28 protein-coding genes are annotated in these 26,780 nt (G+C 28.1%); 16 read left to right on the forward strand and 12 right to left on the reverse strand.

The features are described from left to right. Nucleotides 1-18 precede the first annotated feature (18 nt). Complete coding sequence (gene gcvT / locus WFJ11_RS00700) at nucleotides 19-1,122, reverse strand: glycine cleavage system aminomethyltransferase GcvT (RefSeq protein ID WP_338817464.1); 1,104 nt, start codon at nucleotides 1,120-1,122, stop codon at nucleotides 19-21. Between the two features lie 683 nt (nucleotides 1,123-1,805). Between gcvT and WFJ11_RS00705 the strand changes: the two genes are divergently transcribed. The 7 genes from WFJ11_RS00705 (at nucleotide 1,806) to WFJ11_RS00735 (ending at nucleotide 6,491) form a co-directional block, all read left to right on the forward strand. Next, a complete protein-coding gene (locus tag WFJ11_RS00705) occupies nucleotides 1,806-2,921 on the forward strand; it encodes an ATP-NAD kinase family protein (RefSeq protein WP_338817465.1) in 1,116 nt (371 codons plus the stop codon). Between the two features lie 353 nt (nucleotides 2,922-3,274). Next, entirely contained in the window at nucleotides 3,275-3,643 is a 369-nt protein-coding gene (locus WFJ11_RS00710; protein WP_009354316.1) for a YtxH domain-containing protein, read from the forward strand. Between the two features lie 10 nt (nucleotides 3,644-3,653). Then, nucleotides 3,654-4,124: a hypothetical protein gene (locus tag WFJ11_RS00715; protein WP_009354606.1), complete on the forward strand. Its 471-nt coding sequence runs from the start codon at nucleotides 3,654-3,656 to the stop codon at nucleotides 4,122-4,124. Nucleotides 4,125-4,182: 58 nt separating this feature from the next. Continuing rightward, the gene (locus tag WFJ11_RS00720) at nucleotides 4,183-4,935 is read left to right on the forward strand and encodes a formate/nitrite transporter family protein (protein ID WP_338817466.1); all 753 of its coding nucleotides are present in this window, start codon (nucleotides 4,183-4,185) and stop codon (nucleotides 4,933-4,935) included. Between the two features lie 11 nt (nucleotides 4,936-4,946). Beyond that, nucleotides 4,947-5,309 carry a LysR family transcriptional regulator gene (locus WFJ11_RS00725; RefSeq protein WP_338817467.1) on the forward strand — a complete coding sequence of 121 codons (363 nt, stop codon included), beginning with the start codon at nucleotides 4,947-4,949 and terminating at the stop codon, nucleotides 5,307-5,309. Between the two features lie 126 nt (nucleotides 5,310-5,435). Then, entirely contained in the window at nucleotides 5,436-5,771 is a 336-nt protein-coding gene (locus WFJ11_RS00730) for a carboxymuconolactone decarboxylase family protein (protein WP_009354766.1), read from the forward strand. A 222-nt stretch (nucleotides 5,772-5,993) separates the two neighbouring features. Continuing rightward, a complete protein-coding gene (locus tag WFJ11_RS00735) occupies nucleotides 5,994-6,491 on the forward strand; it encodes a QueT transporter family protein (protein ID WP_338817468.1) in 498 nt (165 codons plus the stop codon). Nucleotides 6,492-6,728: 237 nt separating this feature from the next. Here the strand turns inward: WFJ11_RS00735 and WFJ11_RS00740 are convergent, their stop codons facing one another. Next, complete coding sequence (locus tag WFJ11_RS00740; protein ID WP_041954673.1) at nucleotides 6,729-7,367, reverse strand: flavodoxin family protein; 639 nt, start codon at nucleotides 7,365-7,367, stop codon at nucleotides 6,729-6,731. Between the two features lie 131 nt (nucleotides 7,368-7,498). Between WFJ11_RS00740 and WFJ11_RS00745 the strand changes: the two genes are divergently transcribed. The 3 genes from WFJ11_RS00745 (at nucleotide 7,499) to WFJ11_RS00755 (ending at nucleotide 9,577) form a co-directional block, all read left to right on the forward strand. Continuing rightward, nucleotides 7,499-8,320 (forward strand): undecaprenyl-diphosphate phosphatase, encoded by an 822-nt coding sequence (locus WFJ11_RS00745; RefSeq protein WP_338817469.1) that lies wholly within the window; start codon nucleotides 7,499-7,501, stop codon nucleotides 8,318-8,320. Nucleotides 8,321-8,423: 103 nt separating this feature from the next. Next, nucleotides 8,424-9,020 carry a hypothetical protein gene (locus WFJ11_RS00750; RefSeq protein ID WP_338817470.1) on the forward strand — a complete coding sequence of 199 codons (597 nt, stop codon included), beginning with the start codon at nucleotides 8,424-8,426 and terminating at the stop codon, nucleotides 9,018-9,020. A 113-nt stretch (nucleotides 9,021-9,133) separates the two neighbouring features. Beyond that, on the forward strand, nucleotides 9,134-9,577 hold the full coding sequence (locus WFJ11_RS00755; protein ID WP_338817471.1) for a hypothetical protein: 444 nt from the start codon (nucleotides 9,134-9,136) through the stop codon (nucleotides 9,575-9,577). 407 nt (nucleotides 9,578-9,984) lie between these two features. Here the strand turns inward: WFJ11_RS00755 and hpf are convergent, their stop codons facing one another. Further along, nucleotides 9,985-10,509: a ribosome hibernation-promoting factor, HPF/YfiA family gene (gene hpf / locus WFJ11_RS00760; protein WP_009354801.1), complete on the reverse strand. Its 525-nt coding sequence runs from the start codon at nucleotides 10,507-10,509 to the stop codon at nucleotides 9,985-9,987. Nucleotides 10,510-10,673: 164 nt separating this feature from the next. Between hpf and ymfI the strand changes: the two genes are divergently transcribed. Beyond that, nucleotides 10,674-11,411 carry an elongation factor P 5-aminopentanone reductase gene (ymfI, locus tag WFJ11_RS00765; RefSeq protein ID WP_338817472.1) on the forward strand — a complete coding sequence of 246 codons (738 nt, stop codon included), beginning with the start codon at nucleotides 10,674-10,676 and terminating at the stop codon, nucleotides 11,409-11,411. Between the two features lie 111 nt (nucleotides 11,412-11,522). Then, nucleotides 11,523-12,122, forward strand: coding sequence for a 30S ribosomal protein S4 (gene rpsD / locus WFJ11_RS00770; RefSeq protein ID WP_029950238.1), 600 nt, complete (start codon nucleotides 11,523-11,525; stop codon nucleotides 12,120-12,122). A 95-nt stretch (nucleotides 12,123-12,217) separates the two neighbouring features. On the opposite strand, the gene brnQ is transcribed toward rpsD, so the two are convergent. Next, nucleotides 12,218-13,498, reverse strand: coding sequence for a branched-chain amino acid transport system II carrier protein (gene brnQ / locus WFJ11_RS00775; protein ID WP_293439456.1), 1,281 nt, complete (start codon nucleotides 13,496-13,498; stop codon nucleotides 12,218-12,220). A gap of 280 nt (nucleotides 13,499-13,778) precedes the next feature. Between brnQ and WFJ11_RS00780 the strand changes: the two genes are divergently transcribed. Beyond that, nucleotides 13,779-14,435 (forward strand): hypothetical protein, encoded by a 657-nt coding sequence (locus tag WFJ11_RS00780; protein WP_338817473.1) that lies wholly within the window; start codon nucleotides 13,779-13,781, stop codon nucleotides 14,433-14,435. A gap of 157 nt (nucleotides 14,436-14,592) precedes the next feature. Next, nucleotides 14,593-16,386, forward strand: coding sequence for an oligoendopeptidase F (pepF, locus tag WFJ11_RS00785; protein WP_338817474.1), 1,794 nt, complete (start codon nucleotides 14,593-14,595; stop codon nucleotides 16,384-16,386). Between the two features lie 71 nt (nucleotides 16,387-16,457). On the opposite strand, the gene WFJ11_RS00790 is transcribed toward pepF, so the two are convergent. The 7 genes from WFJ11_RS00790 to dnaX all read right to left on the reverse strand — a co-directional run bounded on the left by WFJ11_RS00790 (nucleotide 16,458) and on the right by dnaX (nucleotide 22,803). Then, entirely contained in the window at nucleotides 16,458-16,775 is a 318-nt protein-coding gene (locus WFJ11_RS00790) for an AzlD domain-containing protein (RefSeq protein WP_009355097.1), read from the reverse strand. A 20-nt stretch (nucleotides 16,776-16,795) separates the two neighbouring features. Beyond that, on the reverse strand, nucleotides 16,796-17,512 hold the full coding sequence (locus tag WFJ11_RS00795) for an AzlC family ABC transporter permease (protein WP_009354625.1): 717 nt from the start codon (nucleotides 17,510-17,512) through the stop codon (nucleotides 16,796-16,798). 25 nt (nucleotides 17,513-17,537) lie between these two features. Continuing rightward, the gene (gene recR, locus WFJ11_RS00800) at nucleotides 17,538-18,146 is read right to left on the reverse strand and encodes a recombination mediator RecR (RefSeq protein ID WP_338817475.1); all 609 of its coding nucleotides are present in this window, start codon (nucleotides 18,144-18,146) and stop codon (nucleotides 17,538-17,540) included. 2 nt (nucleotides 18,147-18,148) lie between these two features. Next, entirely contained in the window at nucleotides 18,149-18,490 is a 342-nt protein-coding gene (locus tag WFJ11_RS00805) for a YbaB/EbfC family nucleoid-associated protein (RefSeq protein ID WP_009355034.1), read from the reverse strand. Between the two features lie 236 nt (nucleotides 18,491-18,726). Next, on the reverse strand, nucleotides 18,727-19,884 hold the full coding sequence (locus tag WFJ11_RS00810) for a serpin family protein (RefSeq protein ID WP_338817476.1): 1,158 nt from the start codon (nucleotides 19,882-19,884) through the stop codon (nucleotides 18,727-18,729). A gap of 62 nt (nucleotides 19,885-19,946) precedes the next feature. Continuing rightward, entirely contained in the window at nucleotides 19,947-21,095 is a 1,149-nt protein-coding gene (locus WFJ11_RS00815) for a serpin family protein (RefSeq protein ID WP_338817477.1), read from the reverse strand. 46 nt (nucleotides 21,096-21,141) lie between these two features. Beyond that, nucleotides 21,142-22,803, reverse strand: a complete 1,662-nt coding sequence (gene dnaX, locus WFJ11_RS00820; protein WP_338817478.1) for a DNA polymerase III subunit gamma/tau — start codon at nucleotides 22,801-22,803, stop codon at nucleotides 21,142-21,144. A gap of 221 nt (nucleotides 22,804-23,024) precedes the next feature. Between dnaX and WFJ11_RS00825 the strand changes: the two genes are divergently transcribed. Next, nucleotides 23,025-23,705, forward strand: coding sequence for a membrane protein (locus WFJ11_RS00825; RefSeq protein WP_338817479.1), 681 nt, complete (start codon nucleotides 23,025-23,027; stop codon nucleotides 23,703-23,705). 87 nt (nucleotides 23,706-23,792) lie between these two features. Next, on the forward strand, nucleotides 23,793-24,971 hold the full coding sequence (locus WFJ11_RS00830; protein WP_338817481.1) for a M20 family metallopeptidase: 1,179 nt from the start codon (nucleotides 23,793-23,795) through the stop codon (nucleotides 24,969-24,971). Between the two features lie 519 nt (nucleotides 24,972-25,490). Here the strand turns inward: WFJ11_RS00830 and WFJ11_RS00835 are convergent. Beyond that, nucleotides 25,491-26,645 (reverse strand): NADP-dependent malic enzyme, encoded by a 1,155-nt coding sequence (locus tag WFJ11_RS00835; protein WP_338817482.1) that lies wholly within the window; start codon nucleotides 26,643-26,645, stop codon nucleotides 25,491-25,493. Nucleotides 26,646-26,780 lie beyond the last annotated feature (135 nt).

A 26,780-nucleotide genomic window follows, 5' to 3' on the forward strand; every position in this document is an offset into this window, starting at 1 on the left:
TACCTCCTAATAATTTAATTATTTTTTAAGAAATTTCTTGCTTATTAATACAGCAGGAACCTTTTTATTTCTAATTTCAACTTGAACTTCATTTCCTACTTCAGCTTGATCAGCATCAACAATTACATTTGCAATAGTTTTGCCTAATGTAGGTGACATATAACCAGTTGTAACAAATCCGATTTCTTTATCACCTTTAAATACTTTTGCTCCATGTCTTGCAATACCTTTACCAGTCAATTCAAGACCGATTAATTTTCTAGGAACACCAGCTTCTTTAAGTTTAGTTAAAGCAGCCTTACCAATGAAATCAGCTTCTTGTTTTAATTTTACAAAATATCCAAGTCCAGCTTCAAGCGGAGTGATTACATCATCCATTTCATTTCCGTAAAGAGGAAGAGCAGCTTCGAATCTTAAAGTATCTCTACAACCTAAACCGCAAGGCATAACTCCATCTTCTTTACCAATTTTTAGAATTTCATCCCATAATTTATTCATATTTTCAGCTGAACCATAAATTTCGAATCCGTCTTCACCTGTATAACCAGTACGAGAAACTAAGAATTTTCCACAATCTCCAAGTTCAACATTTTCTTTAAAAGTAAAGAATTTTATATCATTTGCTAAATCAACATTTTTAGCTAATTTTTGTAAAACTTTTTCAGCCTTAGGGCCTTGTAATGCAATTTGTGCAGTTTCTGATGAAATATTTTTTATTTCTACATCATAGTTTCCTTTTTGTTTTAAGAACCAAGCAAAGTCTTTGTCAGTATTTGCAGCATTAACTACAATATACATATCATCTTTACCTTTTCTGTAAACTAGTAAATCATCAACAACTCCACCGTTTTCATTACATAATAAAGAGTAAATAACTTGTCCATCACCAATAGTTGTCAAATCATTAGTGATTAAATGATTAACATAGTCAAAAGCGTCTTTTCCTTTAACAGTAACTTCTCCCATATGTGAAACGTCGAATAATCCAGCATTATTTCTTACTGCATTATGTTCAGCAGCCAATCCTTCATATTTAACAGGTAATAACCAACCTGCGTAATCTACAACTTCTCCTCCATATGAAATGTGTTTTTCGTACAATGGTGTTTTTTGTGCAGCCATATCAAATTCCTCCTTAAATTTTAATAGAAATCAATTACCTCTCATAAGATAACCCTTTTTCCTTAATGTAATTATAGTATAAAAAAATAAAAAATACAATAGTCTTTTTACAAAAACATAAAAAGTTTTTTATCAAACTAAAATAATTATTTATATAATTAACAAAATAGATTAATAGGAAAACAAAAACGTTTTTATTTTAACTTATAGATTAGTAATATATAAAAAATATACCCTTAATATTAAAAAAATTATAAAAAAATAGAGAAGTTTTTTATAATTTTATTAAAAAACTTTATCTACAGAAATATAATTGGTAAGAAATCTTATAACTATTAGTAAAAAAATAAAAAACATTAATTTTTTAAAAAGTTTTTCAAAAAATCAAAAAAATTTTTAATATTTTTATAAAATTTTTTTAATTTTACATAAAATATGTTACAAAAGTTAAAATAATCAAAAAATGATGACTATTTGTCAAAAAAATTTTTATTTTTTTATATTATTTTCTTAATGAAAAAATTTAAGATATATATCCTATACACTAAAATTATTTATTAAAAAAATAGAAACGTTATTCAAAAATATTGATTTATTATTTTATACTTGATATTATTAGGGTATAAAACTTTTATAAAATATTAATTCAAAAACAATTTAGTATTCAAATAGAGGAGGACATTATGAAAAAAATTGGACTTTTGGTAAATCCCATTGCTGGAATGGGTGGTAGAGTTGGACTTAAAGGAACTGACGGAGCAGATATTTTAGAAAAAGCAATTTCGCTTGGTGCTGTTCAAGAAGCTCCTGAAAAGGCAAAGAAAGCTTTAGCTAAAGTTGTTGAATTAAAAGATAAGTTTAAAATTTATACTGCAAGTGGTCTAATGGGTGAAGAAGAATGTAAAGAGCTTGGACTAAATTATGAAGTTGTCTATAATTCAGCTGAAAAATCTTCAGTTACAGATTCAAAAGAACTTTTGAAATACTTTTTAGAAAATGGTATTGAATTGATTTTCTTTGTCGGTGGAGATGGAACAGCTAGAGATGTTTATTCTGTTATCGAAGATAAAATAGCTGTAATCGGAGTTCCTGCAGGAGTAAAAATCCATTCACCTGTTTATGGAAATACTCCTGAACAAGCTGGAAGTTTGCTTTTTGAAGTTATAAATGGAGTTGAGCTTCCGGTAATTGAAAAAGATGTTGTGGATATTGACGAAGATGCCTTTAGAGATGATAGAGTGGAAGTTAGACTTTACGGTTATTTAAAAGTACCTTATGATCAAAGGTATTTACAAAACAAAAAATCACAAACTCCTCAATCAGATAGTGATGCTCAAGTTTCAATTGCATGCGATATAATTGATGATATGAAAGATGATATCTTTTATATAATTGGATCAGGAACAACTCCTATGTACATTATGAAAGAATTGGACTTGCCATATACTGTACTCGGTGTTGATATAATAAAAAATAAAAAACTTGTAAAAAAAGATTGTAGTGAAAAAGACATACTTGAAGTAATCGGAGATGAAAGAGCTATTTTGGTTGTGACTCCAATGGGGGGTCAAGGTTATGTTTTTGGTCGTGGAAATCAACAACTAAGCGCAAATGTTTTAAGAAAAATTGATAAAAAAGATATCATAATAATTGCTACAAATGGAAAGTTGGAGAGTATAACATCAGGACATCTTGTAGCTTATACAATGGACGAAGAAATAGATAAAAAATTAAAGGGCTATTATAGAGTTAAAATTGGATATGAAAGAGAAAAAATGATGTTAGTTGATAATGAATAAAAAATTAGGCGATAGAAATATCGTCTTTTTTTGTCTAGTATTTGAATTATAATTTTTTTAACTTAAATATATGTGAATATTCTATCATTAATTTTGTATAAAAATTTTATACATTTTTATTTAGTACTACCTTTTTGAGCTAAAGTGTGTTATAATAATATTGTCTAAGGTTCCTGTCTGATTATGCCTACAGAATTAATAAGGGATTACGGAGTTCTTACTTTGATGGCAGCTCCATTGTGGAGAAACCGTGAGATTTAAGACAGTTTGCCCACCTTCAAATGCGAAGGTTTATATAATGGCAGGAGCCAAAAGACATTTTTAATAAAATAATAAATAATTAGGAGGTTTTTATGAGCTTATCAAAGTATATTGAACAAAGACGTTTAGAAAGAGAAAGAGAAGTTAGAAGAAAAATAAGAAAAGAAAAAGCAGTTAGTGCTGCAAAAATTGCTGCAGGAGTTGCTGTTGGTGCAGGAGTAGGAATCTTATTTGCTCCTAAATCAGGTAAAGAAACTAGAGAAGATATCGTTAGAGTGACTAAAGACGGTGTTGAATATGTAAGCGAAAATGTAAATAGTGCAGTTAAAGTGGTTGCTGAAAAAGCTAAAGAAGTTAAAGAAGCTGTTGGAGAAAAATATGACGATTTCGCAAATAGAAATATGACAGAAATTTCTCCAGAAGTTGAAGAAATGGATATAAAAGAAGAAATAGAAGAATAGTGAGGAAAAAATGGTAACAATTGATTTAGATTTAACTTTAAGAGTTATTCTTTATTTAGTGGCTATAGTTTGTTTGCTAGCTTGTATTTGTTTCTTTACTAAGTTGATAAAAGTTTTTAGTAGAATCAACAAAATTTTAGAAAAGAGCGAAGAAAGTTTGGTTGCAAGTGCTGAAAAATTACCAAGTTTGGTTGAAAATGCTGATAAAGCTATTGCAAATTCAAACAAAATTCTTGAAAAGACAGATGAAATTCTAGCCGATACAAAAGAAGATATAACTGATAGTGTAGAAAATGTGAGTTTGACACTTGAAAATGTAAGAGAAATTACAGATGATATTACAACATCTACAAGATTTGTTGCAGAACAAGTTGTTGATACTACAATGGATATTAGAGAAAATGTAGATAGTGTGGTTGATAAAGTAGATATGATTATGAATATCATAGAAACAATTAAATCTTATTTTAAGAAAAAATAATTTTATTATAACCAACTTTTTAAAAATTTCTATTTTTTAAAAAAGATAGGAGGACATTATGGGAGTTATAGGGAAATCAGAATTATTAGAATCGTTGTATAAAATCGGAGAGGGAAAGGCAAATTATAAATTAAATAAAATGCTAATTTTAGCGTTTTTAGCGGGGTTATTTATTGCGTTGAGTGGACTATCTTATGTAGTCGTAAATACAGGAATGGCAAGTTTAAATCCAACTTATGGAAAATTTATTTCAGGAGTTTGTTTCTCATTTGGACTTTTTGCTGTTGTTGTTGCTGGTGCTGATTTATTTACAGGGAATGTTTTGATGGTAGCTCCTGCATTGGGAAAGAGAATTACATTTCCAAAAATGTTTAGAAATTGGGTATTTGTTTACCTATTTAACTTTGTCGGTTCTGTTTTTGTAGCGTTAGTTGTTTATTTTGCAAGTGTTATGACACCGGATATGCTTGCATTTTTACATAAAATTACTCTTGCAAAAACTACAGAAAGTTTTACAGTTCTTTTATTTAAGGGAATAGGTTGTAATATTTTCGTCTGTTTAGGAGTTTGGATGTCCTATGCGTGTAAAGATGGAGTTTCAAAATTCTGTGCATGTGCAATTTCTGTTATATTGTTTTTAATTTGTGGATTTGAGCATAGTGTTGCAAATATGTTTTATCTTTCATATTCTTTTATAATATCAGACATAGGTGCTGGTGCAGTTATATATGATTTAATTCCTGTTACATTAGGAAATATAATAGGGGGAAGTATAGTAGCTGTTTGCTATTACTTTGCTTATAAAGATTAGGAGTTGTAATTATGTTGGAGTTTCCAAGAAATTTTAATATCAAAATAACTTTATATAATGAAGATTATTCATTTGGAAATGGATTATATCGATTGCTTTTATTGATTGATGAATATAAATCAATTAACAGAGCATGTAAAGAAATGAGAATGGCTTACTCAAAAGCCTATAAAATGATAATTCGCTCCGAAAAAGATTTGAACTGCAAACTTCTTGTAGGAAAAATTGGGGGAAAAGGCGGCGGTGGATCAACACTAACACCTGAGGCTAAAGAATTAATAACTTTTTATGAAAAAATAAATTCAAAAACAATGGAATTTGTAGAAAAAGAAATTTTAAACTTTAAAAAAGAAATTACTAAAACGGAGAATTAAAAATTCTTCGTTTTTTTATAAAATTTTTTAATAATATTCATAGAAAATTATTATAATTGATAAGTATTATACTTAAATAAAGATGGGTATGTAATATTATATAATAATAAAAGGAGGTCTTTTAAAATGGATCATGTAAAAGGATTACAAAATGTTGTAGAAAACTCAAAAAATTTAGGAGCTGCTATTCCTAATGAAATGAAAGCTTTTAGCAATCTTTTCGGAGAAGTTATGAAAGAAGGAGCATTAACTGTAAAAGAAAAAGAATGTATTGCTCTTGGTATTGCAGTAGCTGTTCGTTGCGAAGGCTGTATTGAAGCTCATGTAAGAAATATCATTAATTTGGAAGTTTCAAGAGATGAAGTAGCAGAAATAGTTTCCGTTGCTGTTCTTATGGGTGGTGGACCTTCAACAGTTTATGGAGCAAAGGCTTTAGAAGCATTTGACCAACTATCTAAGTAAAAAACAAAAAGTGGTGTTTTCACCACTTTTTTTGTTGAAAATAAACGGCAGGGTTTAATTGTTATTGAAAAAAAAATATTTTTATGTTAAAATTATACGGTAATTTTTATATAAATTAAATTTAGAAAAATAGTGTTTTGCTTGGCACCCACTTTAAAAATCAAGTGCTGGGGCACATTTGCCCTTTTTTTGTTGAACAAAGCACTCCAAAAAGGAGGAAATATGAACGTAAAAAAAATTACAAGACAGGGAATGGTTGCAGCTATTTATGTTGTATTGACAATTCTTTCAGAATCTTTTGGATTGGGATATGGAAGTTTACAATTTAGACTTTCAGAAACTTTAGCAATTTTACCGTTTTTTAACCCAGAATACACAATTGGTGTAACATTAGGTTGCTTTTTAGCAAATATTGCTAGTACAGTAGGAATTGTCGATATGGTAGTTGGGACTTTGGCAACATTTGTGGTTGCATTGATTATGACTAAAATGAAAAACTTTTATTTGGCTTGTTTAGTTCCTGTAGTTGTTGGTATGGTTCCAATAGCATTGGAAATATATTTATTGATGCCAAATCCTGTTGGTTTTTGGGGCATTTTAGGAGAACTAGTTCTTTCTGAAGCTTTAGTTATCTATGCAGTAGGAGTTCCTGTTTTTTATATTTTATGTAAAAACAAAGCTTTTACAAAAGCTCTTGAGTTTAAAAGAGATATAAAATAAATGTAAAAATTGGTGTGGTTATTCATACCAATTTTTTTTATTGTGAAGCAACAAGATTCTAGAAATCCACCCGATGCGAAGCATCGTGGAATTGTAGGGTTCTTCTCCTAAAATTTAATAAAAAGTATATATTTTTTAATGTTTTTTAAATATTAATATTTTATTTTTATTAACTACAATTTTTTATAAAAAAAGCTGAAGAGTTTTTATCTTCAACCTTATTTTGTAAAATAAATTTTATAAGCTCAGCTCTTTTCCAATATTAAGAGCGTTATGTAAGTCTATTGGAAAGTTTTCTAGATTAGATTTTTTCTTTTTTTCTTTATCAAAACTTGTCATATCATATCTATCGTAATCCTTTACTTGAAGTGTATTATAACTAGGATATAATATTACTTTTCCATTAAGCGAATTCCATTCTTTAGCATAATTTTCAAACTTTTCTTTATACATTTTTTCATAAAAATGTAAGGTTGCATTCATAGTTACAAAAAAAGCTACATTTACTTTTTTAGTAAAATAATTGCTATAGTCGTCGTATGAAAGTGAGCAAAAATGTAATCTTTCCATAAGTGCAAAATAGTGACTTGTAGGTCTTCCTAAATAAATTGGAGTTCCTATAAAAAGAGTATCAGAGTTAAAAATTTTATCAATTATTGGAGATAAGTCGTCTTTCCAGTAGCATTTACATTTTTCTACATTTTTTCTTTTGCATAGCATACAACTCCTACAACCAGTAAATTTTAAATCATATAAATCAATATATTCAACTTCTGCACCTACAGATTTTGCACCCTCTACTGCAGATTTTAGTAATTTTGCTGTATTCCAATTTTTTCTTGGACTCATATTTATTGCTATTACTTTTTTACTCATATAATCACTCCTTTTTAATAAGTATCTTTTCTTTAAATACCCTTTTAGTAAATAAAATATTTACACCCCTTTTCAAATTTATCAAAATGTGGTAAACTTTGACTATATATTTAATATTAAGGAGAGTTATTATGTGGTTATTAGACATAATCAAAGTTATTATTTTAGGTATTGTTGAAGGAATTACTGAATGGTTGCCTGTAAGTAGTACTGGTCATATGATTTTGGTCGATGAATTTTTACAATTAAATCAATCAGCTGAATTTAAAGAGATGTTTTTAGTTGTTATTCAGCTTGGAGCGATTCTTGCGGTTGTAATTATGTATTTTAATAAGTTGAATCCTTTTTCTAAAAAGAAAACTAAGGAGCAACAAAAAGATACAATTAATATGTGGTTAAAGGTTATTGTAGGGGTCATTCCTGCAGGAGTTTTGGGAGTGCTTTTTGATAAAACTTTGGAAAAATATTTTTATAATTTCCCAACAGTTGCATTTACTTTAGTCTTATACGGTATTTTATTTATAGTTGTTGAAAACAATCCGAAATTTAAGAAACAAAATATAAAAAGATTTGAAGATTTAAGCTATTCATTAGCTTTTTATGTAGGATGTTTTCAAGTTTTAAGTTTAATTCCTGGAACTTCAAGATCAGGAGCTACAATTATTGGAGCATTAATCCTTGGACTTTCAAGAAGCTTAGCTGCAGAATTTTCATTCTTTATGTCAATTCCTGTTATGTTTGGAGCAAGTTTATTAAAACTTAGAAAATTTGGCTTTGCTTTTAGCTTTTTCCAATTTTTTATCTTAATACTTGGGATGTTTGTAGCATTTGTAGTTTCCGTTATGGCAATCAAAATGTTGATGAGATATATTAAAAAACATGACTTCAAAGTTTTCGGATATTATAGAATAGTACTTGGTGTAATTTTAATTTTATATTATATTATCCGTTAATATAACTTAAATATTTATATAAAAAGTTAAATAGATTAGCTCTATTTGACTTTTTTTGTTATATTTGGTAAACTGAGTTAACATTATAAAGGAGGGAAAATCTATGAAAAAAAGATTTCTGATTACTGCTTTAATAATTTGTTTTTGCGGAGCTCTTGTTTCTTGTAAATCAAAGGAACAAACTGAAGAAAAACCAAAAGAAAATAATCAAGTAACTGTTAAAGAAAAACAAGTTAAAGAGAACATTAAAGAAGAAGACGAAAAGAATAAGGAAGAAGAGAAAGAAGAAAAGGAAAAAGAAGAAAAACCAACTGAAGAAAAGAAAGATGAAAAAGGATTGAACTTCGTTGTTAAAAACTTAGGAAATAATGATGTGAAAAAAGTTGCAGAAAAAAATGATAAAATGTCTTTTGATATCTATACAGTTGGAATGAATTTTACTGTAAAAGTAGATGAAAAAGAATATTCTTTAAAAGATGCCATTTCAAATGGAATTTTAGATGAGGATAAGTTTATTGAAAAAATTGAACAAGATAAGAAAGATAATAAATGTACAAGTGAATTATCAAAAGATGGAAGTACATTAATATACAAATATAAAGATTATTCTATAGTTAAATATAATGCAGAAGATGAAGATATGTATATTACTAAAGAACAAGATTTAGACTCTTTAGAAAAAATATTGAATAAAAACTAGGTGAAAAAGGTCAACAACTGAGAATTGTTGACTTTTTTAATATCAAAATTAAAAATAATCATAATTTAACTTTTATTAAACTATGATTTTTATAAATGAAAGGATGTGTTTTTATGTGTAAAGAATGTTATGTAAATGAAAGTAGGATTACTCCGCTATTAAATCCTATAGATTGTTTGGAGAACCATATTCAGTATATTTGTGGTACTTGTGGAAGGTGTATTTGTATTGATCACGATCCCGTAAGAGATTTGCAACGTTGGAATTTCCCTTTTAAGTCTTTAGAGATTGCAAAATTATATTTGCGAACTGCAGATTACACAATGAAAAAACCTTGTGGAATTTATGAGATAAAAAGTGAAAATGGAAGACTTTCTTATAAGATTTTTGAAGGGGAAGAAAGTTTAAAGACATATTTAAAAAGAAATAAGGGAAAAACTTGTGAAACTATGAAACCTGCTTTTATAGTTGATGAATACCGTGAATATGAAAATACAGAGGTTAGAAAATTAACTTCTGAAGAGGTGAAGAAATATATGTCAGAGAGGAAAAAGTAAAATTCATCCTTAAAGAAGCTTTAAGTGAATTTCAATGTATCTTTGATACATTCACTTTTGTTTTCAACAAAAGTGTGAGATCTTTCGACTCCGTTACACTCTGCTCAAGATGACGTATAAGGAATAATGCTTCGTTTAATAGCTTGACGTTAAATGTAAATAATCTTAAAAATTAAAAAATTGCCAAGGAAATAAAAAGTTTTACGTCATAGCAACTAGTATAGCAATGATCCCAACACGTCATTTCGACCGAAACGAAGCTTTGCTGAGTGTAGTGGAGAAATCTCCTAAAGTCCCTAGAATATCAAAAAGTTCTGTATTGAAAAATACTTTTTAAGAATGAAAATTCCACAAAAAAATCGCAGACCTTTCGTCTGCGATTTTCATTTAAAATATTATTTTATTACTTAATCAGCTATTATTAAACCATAATTTCCATCTTTTCTCTTATAAAGAACATTTGTTTTTGAATCTTTTGCGTTTTTGAAAATGAAAAAGTCATGATTTAAAAGTTCTATTTGTAAAATGGCTTCTTCTTCAGACATTGTAGCTACATCAAAGTTTTTAACTCTTACAATCTTTGATTCTTCTTCTTCCAAAGGTTCAGCTATTTTTTCAAATCTTATAGTTTCTAATGCTTGATATTTCTTTTGTAACTTTGTTTTGTTTTTTCTGATTTGTCTTTCAAGATTATCTAAAACTATATCTATTGAAGTATACATATCATTTGTACTTTCTTCTGCTCTAAGTATTGTACTGTTTGGTAAATAAATTGTAGCTTCAAAAATTTTATCATTTTTAACTGCACTGTAAGTAACTTTACCTTCGATATCCTTAGAGAAAAATTTATCCAATTTCTCGAACTTCTTTGCAGTAATTTCTTTTAAAGCATCTGTAATTTCAATGTTTTTACCTATAAATTGTAATTTCATACCAATACCTCCCTAACATTTTTTATAATTACATAAAATGTAAATATAATGTTACTTATATTATACCATATTTTACCATTAAATAACTAAACTGAACCTTAAAATTTTCGTTTTATATTTTTTTGTGGTATACTTAATTAGTATTTATTTTAAAAGGAGATATTATGAAAAGAGATACTGTACTTATAACTGGCTCATCAAGGGGAATTGGCTCTGCGATTGCAAAGACTTTGGCAAAAGAAAATTATAATATAGTTATAAATTATAAAGAAAATGAAACAGAGGCAAAAAAAGTTTTTGAAGAGATAAAAACATATAATCCAAATGTCTTGATGATAAGAGCTGATATAAGAAAAACTAATGAAGTTGAAAATATGTTTAATGAAATAGAAAAAGTATTCGGAAATGTTGATATTCTAATAAATAATGCTGGAATTGCTAGTGTAAGATTTTTTCAAGATATTACAGAAGAGGAATGGGAAGATATTTTTAATGTAAATGTTCATGGTTCATATCGTTGCATAAAGAGAGCTATTCCTTCAATGATAAATAATAAATATGGGAAAATAATCGGAATTAGTTCAATATGGGGAGTTACAGGAGGATCACTTGAGGCTCATTATTCAGCTACAAAAGGGGCGATTATTTCTATGAATAAGGCTCTTGCAAAGGAACTTGGATATTCTGGAATAACTGTAAATACAGTTGCGCCGGGAGGAGTGGATACTGATATGTTGAAAGATTTACCAAATGAGAGCATTGACGAGTACTGCTCAGAATTTCCTCTACAAAGACTTGCTAAGCCAGAAGAAATTGCAAATGCTGTAAAATTTTTAATTTCAAAAGAAGCTTCTTATATAACAGGACATGTTTTAAATGTAAATGGGGGAGCTTTTATTTAAAAAATATTGAAAAAAACATAAAAAAGCTATTTACAAAAGATAAAAAAAGTTGTATAATCTAAACGTGGCTATAAATTATCGCGGCAAATAATTTATGGGGAGTATGAAAATATGGCAAAAATGATGGGACCTAGATTTAAACAATCAAGAAGACTAGGCTTAAATGTATGCGGACACCCAAAAGCTAACAAAAGAATGGGTAAAGGTCTTGCAAGAAACGACAAAAAATTAACAGAATATGGTTTACAATTACTTGAAAAACAAAGATTAAGAGCTTACTATGGAGTTATGGAAAAACAATTCAGAACTTATGTAGAAAAGGCACTTAGACAAAAAGAACGTATAACAGGGGATGCTCTTGTTATGATGTTAGAAACAAGATTAGATAACCTTGTTTACAGAATGGGTTTTGCTTCTTCAATTAGACAAGCAAGACAAATGGTAGTTCATGGACATATGCTTGTTAATGGAAAGAAAGTTGATATACCTTCATACGCAGTACAAGTTGGAGATGAAATCACTTTAAGAGAAAAATCACAAAAAGTTGAAATGTTCAAAGAAAACTTTGAATCTACATTCTTAGGAGTTGTTCCTTACATCGAAAAGAAAGAAGGATTAAAAGCAACTTTAACAAGAATGCCTGAAAGAGACGAAGTTCCAATTGAAATTCAAGACTCATTAGTAGTAGAATTCTACTCAAGATTAATTTAACAAAACAAAGCACGAATTATCGTGCTTTTTTGTTTGTAAAAAAAGGTGATATTATAATATAATATCACCTTTTGTCTTAAATTACTATTTTTTTATTATTTCTTTTTAAGAAATAATGCTATTACAAATGCTATAAAACTTGGAATTATCCAGTTAAAACCTACATTGCTCAATGGCAAAATAGTTATAAATTTAAAAAGTCCTGTTTGTTCATAAAACACTTGAATAAAACTAATTGTAACAGCTGTAAATGTAGGTAGTTTAAAGATTAAATCATTTTTAATTCTATCTTTAAAAAATGCAAGTATAATTAAAACAATTGTTGGCGGATATACTACAGCAAGTATTGGAGCACCTATTTTTACAATTCCGTTAACTCCAATTATAGCTGTTACTGCACCAAAAATGCAAATACAAAGTACAAAAGTAGAATACTTTACTTTTCCTTTTGTAATATTTACTAAATATTCTCCAGATGCAGAAGTAAGCCCGATTGCTGTTGTCAGACAAGCAAGGAATGAAGCCAAACCTAATGCAACTTTTCCTGCATTTCCTAAAAGATTTTGTGTTACATTTACGATAATTTGTGATTGCTCAATATTAAGTCCATATTCTGCAGAAACAGTTGCTCCTAAATATGTAAGTCCACCATAAATTAATCCTAAAGTAGTACAAGCAATAATCCCTGATTTAAATAACATCTTAACCTGTTGTTTAGGTTCGTTATAACCTTTATTTTTTAATGTTAATAATAAAACTGATCCTACTGCTAAAGATACGAAACAGTCCATTGTTTGATAGCCGTCAATTAATCCTTTTCCTAATACACTATCTATTTTAGCAGTTTCTGCTGGAACACCAAGTGGGGAAATAATTCCCTTAACGATAATTACAACAAGTGCAAGAATTAAAAAAGGAGTTAAAAATTTTCCAATAATATCAACAACCTTTGACGGTCTTACTGTTAAAAAGTAAGTTAAAGCATAAAAAATAATTGCTACTATAGATATTGTAAAGATATTATGGAAACCTAATATTGGCTTAATTCCCATTTCATATGCAGTCGCACCTGTTCTTGGAATTACAAGAAGTGGCCCAACACACATAATAACCATAAAACTTAAAACTAAAGCAGGTTTCTTTCCAATTGGACTAAAAAATCTCATTATATCACATTCATAATATGTAACGGCCATTAAAGCTACAAGAGCAAGACCAACAGCAGTAACTGTAAAACCTAAAAATGTGATAAACCAAGAGCTACCTGAAAGAACTCCCAAATATGGGGGAAAAATCAAATTTCCTGCTCCAAAAAACATTGCAAAAAGCGCAAAACCAAACGTTAACATATCAACTATGCTATTCTTTTTGTTCATTACATTCTCTCTCCTTAAAAATAAAAAAACTAAAATAACAAAAAAATACAAAACTTCGTATTTTGTCTAAACATATTTTACAAGAAATTAAGAAAAAACTCAATAGGAAAAACGGTTTTTTATAAAGATTTTTTGTGATTATTCTTAAATTTAAAGAAATTTATTATATTTTTTAACATATCAATTTAATTCAATATTACTTGAAAATAGAAAATGTTATATGGTATAATTTAATTAGGATGGAATGTTTTAGTATTTGATTGATTGTAGGAGGATTTTTATGAAAATAAAAAGAATTATAATATTTAGCTTTTTCTCCATATTGGTATTATGGTCTTTTAGTACAAATAAATCCATAGCTAAAGATGTTCAAGATGAAATTCAGGATAAAGACAAGGCATTGTCAAAAGAAGTAGATTTTGCTTCTGATGCCATTGCAAAATTTTATAACAATAGAGATTTGGGTGAAAAAAATAATTTAGAGCTCTATTTTTCAAAGGATGTCCTAAAACTTATGAATTATAAAATTAAGTATAATAATTTAAAGAGTAAAGAATTTAATAATTATTACTATAGATATGAAGTTACGGTAAAACCTGTAGATGTTGAAAAGTGGAAGCAAGACGGAAATTCTTTTAACTTTAATTTGCAGGTTATAACTGAATTTGCTTATTCTAAATCTGATGAAATTAGTGGTAATTCTTTAGTTTTAGAATTTACTGTTACTAAAGATAAAGAAGGTAATTTAAAGATTACAAGATGTTACCAAAGTGTTCATTCTGAAGTTGATGAAGCAAAATTCTATGATATGCTTTCTAAAAACGAAGATGTAGATAAATGGTTAAATGAAAATTTTGAAGAAGCAAAAAAAGGTTTGGAAAAATCAAAGGATTATTTTGGATTGGATTATTATAGGATTATCGCTGTTTGTTATTGATAAAGCGAAAATTTCTATTAAAATCGAGATTATTATTTATATTTTAATCTCGATTTTTTGTTAAATATTATTAAATATTTTATAATAAACTAATGAAAAAACTTTTTAAATATGGTAGAATAGATATTGTGGAAGAAAACATTTTTGGAGGTATGATATGAAAAGAAATGAAGTAGATAAAAGTTTAACTTGGGATTTGACTGATCTTTTTAAAACAGAAGAAGATTATAAAAAAGCCCTTAAAGAAATAGTAGATAAAACAGATGAACTTGTAAAGATTTATGAGGGGAAACTTGACTGTTATTGTACTATTAATAGTTGTTTGGAAGATTTAAAACCTATTTATGTATTGTTTGATTTAACTGCAAATTATGCAAGTTTGGACTATGAAACAGATTTAGGTGGAAAAGAACAATTTGAAAGAATGGTTGATTTTGAAAATACTATTGCTCCAGTTTATGCCAAACTTAGCTTTGTAGAAACTGAAATTTTAGCAAACGACAAGAGAATTATAGAAAAGGCTATGAAAGAAAATTCTGAAAATAGAAGATTTTTAGAAAAACTTTTAGACAGAAAAGATCATACTTTATCAAAAGAAGTTGAAAGTACACTTTCAGCTTTGTCAGGAAGTTTTGAAACTCCTTATAGAGTTTATCAACAATCTAAAATGCAAGACTTATCTTTTGAAGATGTTGAAGTAAATGGTGTAAAAACTCCAATGACTTACAATGTTTTTGAAGGAAGTTTTGAAGTTGATTCAAATACTGAATTTAGAAGAGATGCTTTTAAGAAATTCTACAAGACTTTAGCAAAATATGAAAATACATTTGCAAGTGCATATTATAGCAATGTTCAACAAGACAAGGCAATGTCTAAAGTTAGAAAATACGACAGTGTTTTTGATTATCTTTTGTCTTCACAAGAAGTTACAATGGATATGTATAATAGACAATGTGATGTTATTATGGAAAAACTTGCACCACATATTAGAAAATATGCAAGACTTCTAAAGAGAGTAAATAAATTAGATAAGATGACTTTTTCAGATATGAAAATGCCTTTAGATTCTGAATTCCAAAAAGTTTATAGTGTTGATGAATGTAAAAATATGGTTATAGAAGGTTTGTCTGTTTTAGGAAATGATTATAAAGCATATTTGGAAAGAGCTTTTGATAATAGATATATTGACTATGTGGATAATGAAGGAAAAGCATCAGGGGCTTTCTGTGCAAGTCCATACAAAGTGCATCCTTATGTACTTTTAACTTGGTCAGGAAATATGTCTGACATTCTTACTATTGCTCATGAACTTGGACATGGTGGTCATTTCTCACTTTGCCACCAAAATCAAAATATTTTAAATGTTGATTGTTCAACTTATTTTGTAGAAGCACCTTCAACAACAAATGAATTGATTATGGCTCATTATCTTCTTGAAAAAGCAAAGACTGATAGAGAAAGAAGATGGATTCTTTCTGAAATCATTTCAAAAACATATTATCATAATTTCGTAACACATTTCTTAGAAGCATATTATCAAAGGGAAGTTTATAAAATTATAGATAAAGGTGGAGCTGTTGATGCCGAAACTTTAAATACTATTTTCAAAGAAACTATGGAAAAATTCTTTGGTGAAGATGTTGAACTTGTAGATGGAGTTGAAAGAACATGGATGAGACAACCTCATTACTACATGGGACTTTATTCATACACTTACAGCGCTGGTTTAACAATCGGAACACAAATGTGTCTAAATATTTTAAAAGATAATTCAAAGGCAAAACAATGGATTGAAGTACTTAAAGCTGGAGGAAGCAAAAATCCAGTTAATCTTGCAAAAATGGCAGATGTTGACATTACAACAGATAAGCCACTTCTTAATACAATAGAGTATATTGGAAGTCTAATTGACGAAATGGAAAGATTAACTGATAAGATAGAACAAGAATAATTTACAAAAGATACTGATTAAATCAGTATCTTTTTTTGCATGAAAAAAGGAGCTTTGAGCTCCTTGTTTTTTTAAATAAATAAATTCATATAAAGAAATGTTGTAAGTATTGATGCAAATACAGTCAGTACCATATTTCTAGTTATATATGAAACTACTGAAGCAACCCCAATTGTAACTACATACATTAATTTATTAGCTGATTCTGCAACTAAGACTTCTCTTAAAATTAGTACAGACATTGAAGTATAAGGTACAATTTTAAAGAAAGTCATTAATTTTTTATTAAAAGTTTTTCCCTTAAGAAAGAATAATGGAAGAACTTTTGGAATTATAGTTACAGCAGCGGCAATTAATGTACCAACTATATAATAGTAATATTTATCCATAATTTCTTATTATTCTCTCCTTATTCTTTTATTTCTTCTTCATCTTCTAAAGTTTCATCGCCGATTAAGAATATACCTACTATTGAAGAAAGTATTATTGAAAAAACTATATCCCAGCCAAGTGGAAATAATTTTGTATAATAGATAATAGCATATATTATTGCTGTTACAATGACAACTCTTACTGTTACTAGATGTTTCTTTACATTTGGAACAAGAAGTGCTACGAAAAGTCCAAGGAGACCAACACTAAAAGCCACTTTTATATTCTGTGGTAAAAAGTCTCCCAAAAAGTAACCTACTATCGTGAAAATTCCCCAGATAAAATATGGAGGAATTTGTACTCCAAGTGTAAAAGGTGTATTTACTTTTTCTTTATTAAATGAAAGTATAGAAAAACTTTCATCTGTTAATAACCATCCTACGATAGGGAATGCTTTGTGATTTACCTTATCTACAGTCGCTCCAAGTGTAGCAGACATAAGGAAAAGTCTTGTATTCAATAAAAAAACGGAAACTGCAATTCCAAAAAGAGGAACACTTGATGTTAAAAAACCTACCAACATAAATTGAGCAGCTCCTGAATATAAAACAAAAGAACTTAAGAAAGCATGCAATAAACCTAGCGAATTAGTATTGCAAAGAATACCAAAAGTTATCGCTGACGGAATATAACCTATCCATATAGGAATTGAATGACGAACTCCTGATAAAAAGTTATTATTTGTCGATTTCATATTTTCCCCCATAAACATTAGAAACCTAATATTCTATCTCTCTTCTATCTTCTAATGCCTTTAAAAATGTTAATTCATCATAATTATCTACACTTCTACCTATCGGAATTCCATTTGCAATTTTTGAAATTTTAAGATTTTTGAATTTCTTTAGCAAATCGACAATATAAAGCTCAGTCAATTCGCCGTCAATTGTTTGACTAATAGCGAAAATAACTTCTTTTACATTATCTTTTTCAATTCTATCTAAAAGTGAATTTACATTTAAGTCATCCAAAGTTATGCCCTCTCTTGGAGTAACAAGACCATTTAAAATATGATAAGTTCCTTTATAAGCCTTAGTTTTTTCCAAACTAATAACGCCTTGCATATCTTCTACAACAGTAATAATTGACTTATCTCTTTTTTCATCAGCACAAATACTACAGATTTCATCTTCTGTTAAATTTCCACAAATTTTACAATGATGAGTATTCTTTTTCATATTTATAAGACTTTTTGCAAATTCAATTGTGTAATCATCATCCATTTCTAAAATCTTTAAAGCCATTTTAGTTGCGGATTTTCTTCCGATAGTTGGAAGTTTTGACAAATAATGAATAACTTCATCTATAGATTTAGTATAATTGTTCATTTTTATAATCCTGGAATATTAATTCCGCCTGTTATTTTATTGATTTCTGAATCGTGTTTTTCTTGAGCTTTTCTATTAGCTTCATTTATAGCTGTCATAATTAAATCTTGTAACATTTCAATGTCATCTGGATCAACAACTTCAGGATCAAGTTTAATGCTTAAAACTTCTTTTTTTCCATTGACAGTTACTTCAACTGCTCCACCACCTGAAGTAGCAGAAACTTCTTCTTCATCTAACATTTTTTGAGTGTTTTCAAGTTCTCTTTGCATTTTTTGCATTTGTTTCATCATATTACCCATATTCATACCGCCACCGTATTTAGGGAAACCACCTTTAGCCATAAACTACCTCCTAAAAATAACTTAATTATTCTAAACTAGTTTTACATTGTTATTGAAATTTTTTTGTTAATCAAATAACATAAAACTTTAAAAATTATACTTTATAATAGCATTTTTTTGAGTAGAAATCAATAATTTACAATAACAAGATAAAGTAAATTCAACAAATTTAGATATAAAAAAAGCAATATCGAATAAGAAATCCGATACTGCCTTTAACCGACTTTGAATTATATTTATTTTTTACTTGGATCTACAATATAAGCAGAAAAAGTTATCAATTCAGTCTTACTATTTTCATCATAATCTTCAATGAATATATAGAAAGGTCTATCCATTTTAATATCAATATTTTTATTTTTTACTGGCATACTTGTTTCTTTAACATCTACTTTTGTTACTGCTTTAGCTTTTGCACCTTTTTCATCCATTTTTAGTGTAGAAGTTTGTTTAGCCTTACTAACCTTAACATTCATATCTGGCAATAATCTTTCTATTTTGAATTCATTTAATAATTTTCCAAGTCCAATCTTTGGAAATAGATTCATAAAATCAACCTGTGATTTAATATCTATCTTTGGCAAATAGAAATTTACATCATATCTTTCCTTACTTTCTTTAAAAGTATTTATAAGATTATATAATTGTTCTGCAGAAAAATTTTGTTCTTCTTTAGGCTTTATAAAATAAATATTTGAATCATTTGACCTAATAGAAAATATTTCCATTACATCATTAGATATAGCTGTTACATTTTCAAAATGATTATACATTGTATCAACTTGTATTTTTGCACCGTCAGATTTTGTAAAATCTCTTTTTTCAGTCTTTTTTTCATCAAATGGTTGTTTCCATTTTACCTCGTAATTAATTGTGTCGATAAAACTTGCTACAACATCATCAGATATTTTTTCCTTATCCAAAACTTCATCTAAGTTGGATTTTTGAAATTTTTGATAAACTTTAGTTCCTTCTTCTGCTGATTTAACTGTTTTAATATTGCCATAATTAATATTTTTCGTTTCGCCTTTGATATTTTGTAAGTTTATCAAAATTAAATTCGCCAACTTTGTGTTTTTAAATTTTAAATTTTGAAGGTGAGCTTCGTCATAAAATTTAAAAAGTTGTAAATTTTCTCTATCATCAGTACAAAGAGAAATTAAATCCAAACATCTTTGGATAGAAAGAGGGGATAAAACTAAATTATCATCAGTTTTTTTGTTTTTTAATAAAGCTGTAAAAATATCCATATTTACTTTATTTATCTGCTTTGCCTGTGATGCATCAAATACCAGTTTGTCTCTGTTTTCTGGAAATAATTTCTCCGTCTTATTGCAAGATACTAAAGATACTAAAATGAACATTAAAAAAATTGTTTTTAATAGTTTTTTCATAGCATACCTCCGTTCTTAATACTACGATAACTTAAAAATCAACATTCTAACCGATAAAATTTTTAATTACTTGGATCTGTTATAAAGGCTGAAAAAGTTATTAGATTTGATTTACTTTTTTCATCATGGTCTACTATGATAATATAAAAAGGACTATCCATCTTTATAGTTATCTCTTTTTTACTAGGAATAGCTGTGGCCTTATTAGTTATTTTTGTAACAGCCTTAGCTTTTGCACCATTCTCATCAATCTTTAGAATTGAATTTTGCTTTGCATCTGTTACTTTAACTCCAACATTTTTTAATAATTTTTCTAATTTATAACCGTTTAACATCTTCTCAAGCCCAAGCTCAGAAAATAATGATTTAAAATCAACTTCTGATTTTGTTTCTATCTTTGGCAAGAAGAAGTTTACATCAGCTTTTTCGCTATTATCATTAAAAGCCTTTATACATTCCATCAATTTTTTAGAAGAAAAATAATTTTTAGTTTTAGGCTTAATAAAATAAACTTTTGATTCGTTTGCACTTAGTACAAAAGCTTCTTTTTCATTATCTGATATGGCTAAACTATCCTTAAATTGATTATACATTGTATTGACGTTAATTACAGAATCATCTAATTTTGTGAATTCCTTCATTTTTGTATTTTTTTCATCGAACTTTTTATCCCACTTTGCATCATAATTCACAGCATCAATAAAAAATATAATGAAGTCGTTCTTGAATTCTTCTTTATCTAGAACTTCTTTCAAATTCTTTTTTTGAAAATCTTGATATACTTTAGTAGCATCTTTTCCGTTTTTAACAGTTTTAATATTATCATAGTTTAAATTTTTTGTATCTCCAGTAAAAATTTTAGTATTTATTAAAATTAAATTTGCTAAATTAGAATTTTTTAATTTTAAGTTTTGAAGATGAGCATCATCATAATTCTTTAAGAACTCTAAATTTTCTCTATCCTCCGTGCAAAAAGAAATCAAATCCAAACATCTCTGAATTGAAAGGGGAGATAAAACAAAATTTTTCCCCTCATTAGATTCTAATAGCTTAGTAAAAATCTCTAAATTTAATTTGTTTATGGAATCTGTCTTGTCGATGTTAAATGCAAGTTGTTCTCTATTTTCTGGAAATGGCTTCTCAGTTCTTAAACAAGAAGTAAGTGAAATAGAAACAAAAAGCAATAAAATAACTTTAAATAGTCTTTTCATAAGATACCTCCGTTCTTAATACTACGATAGCTTAAAAATCAACATTCTAACCAATAAAATTTGCATAAATTGTCAATGAGTTTTGAACAGGCATATTAACCTTTGTAAAAAATTCATTCAAAACAGCTGTTTCTTTTAAAACAAAACAATTATTTTCATCTAATTTATAACTTCCAAACTTAAATAAATATTCTTTACAATCAATATGTAAGAAATTTTCTTTTGGAAAATAGTAAATCTCTTTAACGCTTTCATCAAAGAGTTTAGAAACAGTTTTTCTGAAAATAGTTTCTTTTAAAACATCCTTAAAAGAAGTTAATTCAATTTTTTCGTGAATCTCATTATTTTCTTCTATAGGTTGTTCAACATCTTCTATATTTTCTTCTTGTTCTGTTTCTTCGATATTTTTTATATCATCTGTATTTTCTGTATTTTCAGTATTTTCTATATCTTCTATAATTTCCGTATTTTCTATATCTTCTATAATTTCCGTATTTTGAACAGATTCAATATTGTTTTCTGCTACTTCATTTGAAATATCTTCTCTTTCTACTAAATCAACTTTTACATTTCCACTTTTAATAATTGTTTCAAGGGTTTCAAGTCTCTTTTCAATTTCAGATTTTTCTTTCTTAAATGAACAGATTTTTATAATTAAAAGTTCAGCTAGAGCATTTTGCATATCACTTTTTTTCATCTTATCTTCAACATCTAAAAGATTTTCTAAAATGAAAATAAGTTCATCCATTTCAAATTTATTTGAATGTTCTAAATATCTCTTATACTCAACATCATTTAAAGTTGTAAGCTCTTTTTTTATACTCTTTACTAAAATTATATTTCTAAAATGTTTGATTAAATCAATGATTATATTATGTGGAGTCTTTCCATTTTTTACCAAATTTCTAAAAGTTTCAATAGTTTCGTTTTTAGATGAATTTAAAATTGACTTTGAAAGCTCAAACAACATATTTAAGTTCACAAGTCCTAAACATTCATTAATATCATCAATAGTAATTTTTTCTTTTCCGGTTGCAACAACCTGATCCAAAAGACTTAAAGCATCTCTCATTGCACCTGAAGAAAGCTCAGAAATTAAATTAATTCCATCTTCTTCTATCTCTACATTTAGATTATTTAAAACATAGTTTATATTTTCAACAATGTCTGAATTATTAATCCTTTTAAATTCAAACCTTTGACATCTTGAAATAATTGTATCAGGAAGTTTGTCAATTTCTGTTGTCGCAAGAATGAAAATTAAATGCTTAGGGGGTTCTTCTAAAATCTTTAAAAGAGCATTAAAGCCTTCATTTGTAATCATATGGGCTTCATCGATTATATAAACTTTGTATTTTACAATTTGTGGGGGATAGATTACTTTTTCCTTTAATTCCCTTATATCGTCAATACGTCTGTTACTTGCAGCATCCATCTCCACAACTTCAAGAGCCTTGTCTTCTAAAATCATTTTACAATTTTCGCATTCGTTGCAAGGATTCCCATCAATAGGATTTAAGCAATTTACCGCACGAGCGAAAATTTTAGCACAACTTGTCTTTCCTGTTCCTCTTATCCCTGAAAAAAGATAGGCATGTCCTAAATTTCCAGTTCTTATTTGATTTTTTAAAATTTCAACAATATGAGCTTGACCAACAACTCTTGTAAAATCTTTTGGCCTAAACTCTCTATAAATAGCTTGTTTCAAAATTGCACCTCTAATATTTTAATTAATGTACTATATATATATATATTATATCATAAAAACAATTTATTATCATAAATAAAAAAGAGATATTAAAAAACAAGTTTTTTAAACTGTAAAAATCTAATATTTATAAAAATTAACAAAGTCCTTTATAAATCCATTTTTAAACATTGACAACTATTTCTATTTTTTATAAAATAATCGGGTAGGAGAGAGAAAAAATGAAGAAAGATAAATTATTTATTAGAATTGCCATGTCAATAATCGGAATGATTATTTTGGGGATAGGTGTATTTTTTACAATTAAAGTAAATTTGGGAGTTGACCCTGCAAGCACAGTTGACCTTGGAATGTCTAAACAATTAGGACTAAGTTATGGAAATTGTGCAGTAATTTTTAATATAGTATTTTTAAGTGCAATATTTCTTATTGATAGAAAATATATAAATATATCATCAATTTTAGCTATTTTTGTAATAGGTTATACAGTTGAAGCTATGAATGTTCTTTTTGGTTGGCTTAATTTACAAGATTTAGAAATGATTTACAGAATTATAATTTGTTTCATTGGAACATTTATTATAGCTAATGGTGTTACAATTTATATTTTTACAGATTTAGGAGTTGGTGCAACTGACGGAATTTCTGAATTAATAAGTGATAAGACAAAATTTTCCTATAGAACTGTAAGGGTTATTTCTGATCTTGTGCTTGTTATTATAGGATATTTGATGGGTGGAGTTGTCGGAATTGGAACTTTGATAATAACATTCTTTGCAGGACCTTTTATTCAATTCACAAGAAAATTGCTTGCTCCTTCTCTTAAAAAAATATTGGGAGAAGAGTTAGTTGAGTCTGTTAATAAAGACGAAGAAAAATTTGAAAAAGAAGTTATTGCTTAAATTAAATAGGGGGGAACCCTATTTTTTTTTATTGCAAAAAGTGGTATTATATTTCTATATTATTCTATTAAAAACAAGGAGGTTTTTATGGATATTTTAAAATTAGTAAAAGAAAAAGAAGAAAAAGTTATAAAGATTAGACGAGATTTACATCAAATTCCAGAGCTAGAATTGGAACTTCCAAAAACTATGGAATATATTTCAAAAGTTTTAGATGAAATAGGAGTAAATTATAAAAAACTATTAAATGGGAATGCAATTGTGGTTCAAATCGACGGAGAACAAAAAGGTAAATGTATTGCAATAAGAGCTGACAGCGATGCACTTCCTGTCGTTGAAGAAACCGGACTTCCTTTTGCATCTACAAATGGAAATATGCATGCTTGCGGACATGATGGACATACTGCAATGGCACTTGGAGCTTGTATGATATTAAATGAAAATAGAGATAAACTTAAGGGAACTGTAAAAATATTTTTCCAACCTGGAGAGGAAACACCGGGAGGAGCTTTACCTATGATTGAAGAAGGCTGTATGGAAAATCCAAAAGTCGATGCAGTAATTGGACTCCATGAAGGTTGTTTGATTCCTATTGAATATGGAAAGATAGGAGTAAAAGCAGGAGCTATAATGGCATCAGCAGATATTTTTGAAATAAATGTAAAAGGAAAATCCTCACATGCCGCAACACCTCATCTTTCTGCTGATCCAATTGTAGTTTCATCAGAAATTGTTCTTGGACTTCAAAAGATAATTTCAAGAGAAATAAATCCTATTTCAAATGCAGTTTTGACTATTGGAATAATTAGAGGAGGAACTGCTCATAATGTAATTCCTGAATCTGTTTACATCAAAGGAACAGTTAGAACTTTAGACGAAAAAGTAAGAGAATTTATCGCAAAGCGAATTGAAGAAATTGCAGATGGAATCGCAAAAGCCTACAATTGTGAAGCTGAAACAATTTATCACTTTATGTATCCTGTAGTTATGAATGATGAAAAATTTACTGAATTTTTTATAGAAAATACAAAAGAAGTTTTAGGAGAGGATTCAGTTGAAATTATAAAAAATCCGAGCATGGGTGGAGAAGATGTTGCTTATTTCCTACAAAGAGCAAAAGGAACTTACTTTATGCTTTCAAATCCGAAAATTTATGATGGAGATAAAATATATCCTCATCATCATAGTAAATTCGATGTTGAAGAAAGTTTATTTTACAAAGGAATGTGTGCAGTTCTGGGAACTGTTTTTAAATATTTAAGCTAGAAAAATGGATTGTCGATAAACGACAATCCATTTATTTTTTATCTAACTAAAATATTTTTTGTAGATCATTTACTGTTTGCGTTAAGCTATTAAACGAAGTATTATTACTTATACGTCATTTCGACTGTAGCGAAGCGAAATGGAGAAATCTCATACTTTTGCTTGAAAAGCAAAAATAAATGTATCGAAGATATATAAGTTAGAAGAATTTCATCCTAAAGAAGCTTTAGGAGATCTTTCGACTCCGTTACACTCCGCTCAAGATGAGGTGTTGGGGGCATTACTTTACTAGTTGTTATGACGTAAAACTTTTTATTTTTTTGGAAATTTTTTATTTTTTAAGATTATTTACTGTTTACGTTAAGCTATTAAACGAAGTATTATTCCTTATACGTCATCTCGAGTGTAGTCGAGAGATCTCACACTTTTGTTGAAAACAAAAGTGAATGTATCGAAGATACATCCAAAAAATATAACCAAAAATCCCCAACATTGTTGAGGATTTATTTTAAATATCTACTATTTAACTTTTTCTGCAACTGCTTTCGCAACTGTATCAGCTACATTTTCTTCAAAAGCTGAAACAATAATATAATCTTCTCTAATTTTGTCATCAGGAATCATACTTGCAAGTCCGTATGATGCAGCTAATTTCATTTCATCAGTAATTTTCTTAGCCTTTGCTTCTAAAGCACCTTTGAAAATTCCAGGGAAAGCAACTACATTGTTAATTTGGTTAGGCATATCGGATCTTCCTGTTGCAGCAATTCTAGCTCCAGCTTCTTTTGCATCTGCATAAAGAATTTCAGGTTGAGGATTTGCCATTGCAAATACAATCGCATCTTTATTCATTGAAGCGACCATTTCTTTAGTAACTAAATCTTTTTGACTTACACCAATGAATACGTCAGCACCAACAAATGCTTCTTTCATAGTCATATCTTTTTGTTCTTTATTTGTAATTTCAGCTAATTCTTTCTTTACAAAATTATAATTTTCTGAATGTTTTTTATTAATTGCGCCTTTTGAGTCGAATGCAATTACATTTTCAACACCTAACATCATAATTAATTTTATGATTGAATATCCAGCAGCGCCAGCTCCTGAAACAACAACTTTAATATCCTTAGCTTCTTTTTTAACTAATTTTAATGCATTGATTAATGCAGCTGTAACAACTATTGCAGTACCATGTTGGTCATCGTGGAATACTGGAATGTCAAGTTCATCTATTAATGTTCTTTCAATTTCAACACATCTTGGAGAAGAAATATCTTCAAGATTAATTCCACCAAATGTAGGAGCAAGAGCTTTTACAATTGAAATAATTTCCTTTGGATCTTTTGTATCTAAAACTATAGGAACAGCATTAACTCCGCCGAATTTTTTAAATAAACAGCATTTTCCTTCCATAACAGGCATTGCAGCTTCAGGACCTATATCCCCAAGACCTAAAACAGCAGTTCCGTCTGAAATAACAGCAATAGTATTAGCTTTACTTGTATATTTATAAGCTAAAGAAGGGTCTTTGCTTATTTCCATACAAGGTCTTGCAACACCTGGAGTATATGCATAAGTTAAATCCTCAGCATTTTCCAATTTTGCTTTTAATTCTGTTGATAATTTTCCTTGCCATTGTTCGTGAAGTAACAATGCTTTTTCGTAAACATCCATTTTTTTCTCTCCTTTATAATAAAATTATTCATTCGTTGTTAATATACTACAAAGATTTCTAAAAGTCAATACAAGCAAATAATTCAATTAATAATTTAACTTGCAAAAATTATTCAAATTTTGCCTATTGCTTTT

The organism is Parvimonas micra (assembly GCF_037482165.1).
Lineage (GTDB): Bacteria > Bacillota > Clostridia > Tissierellales > Peptoniphilaceae > Parvimonas.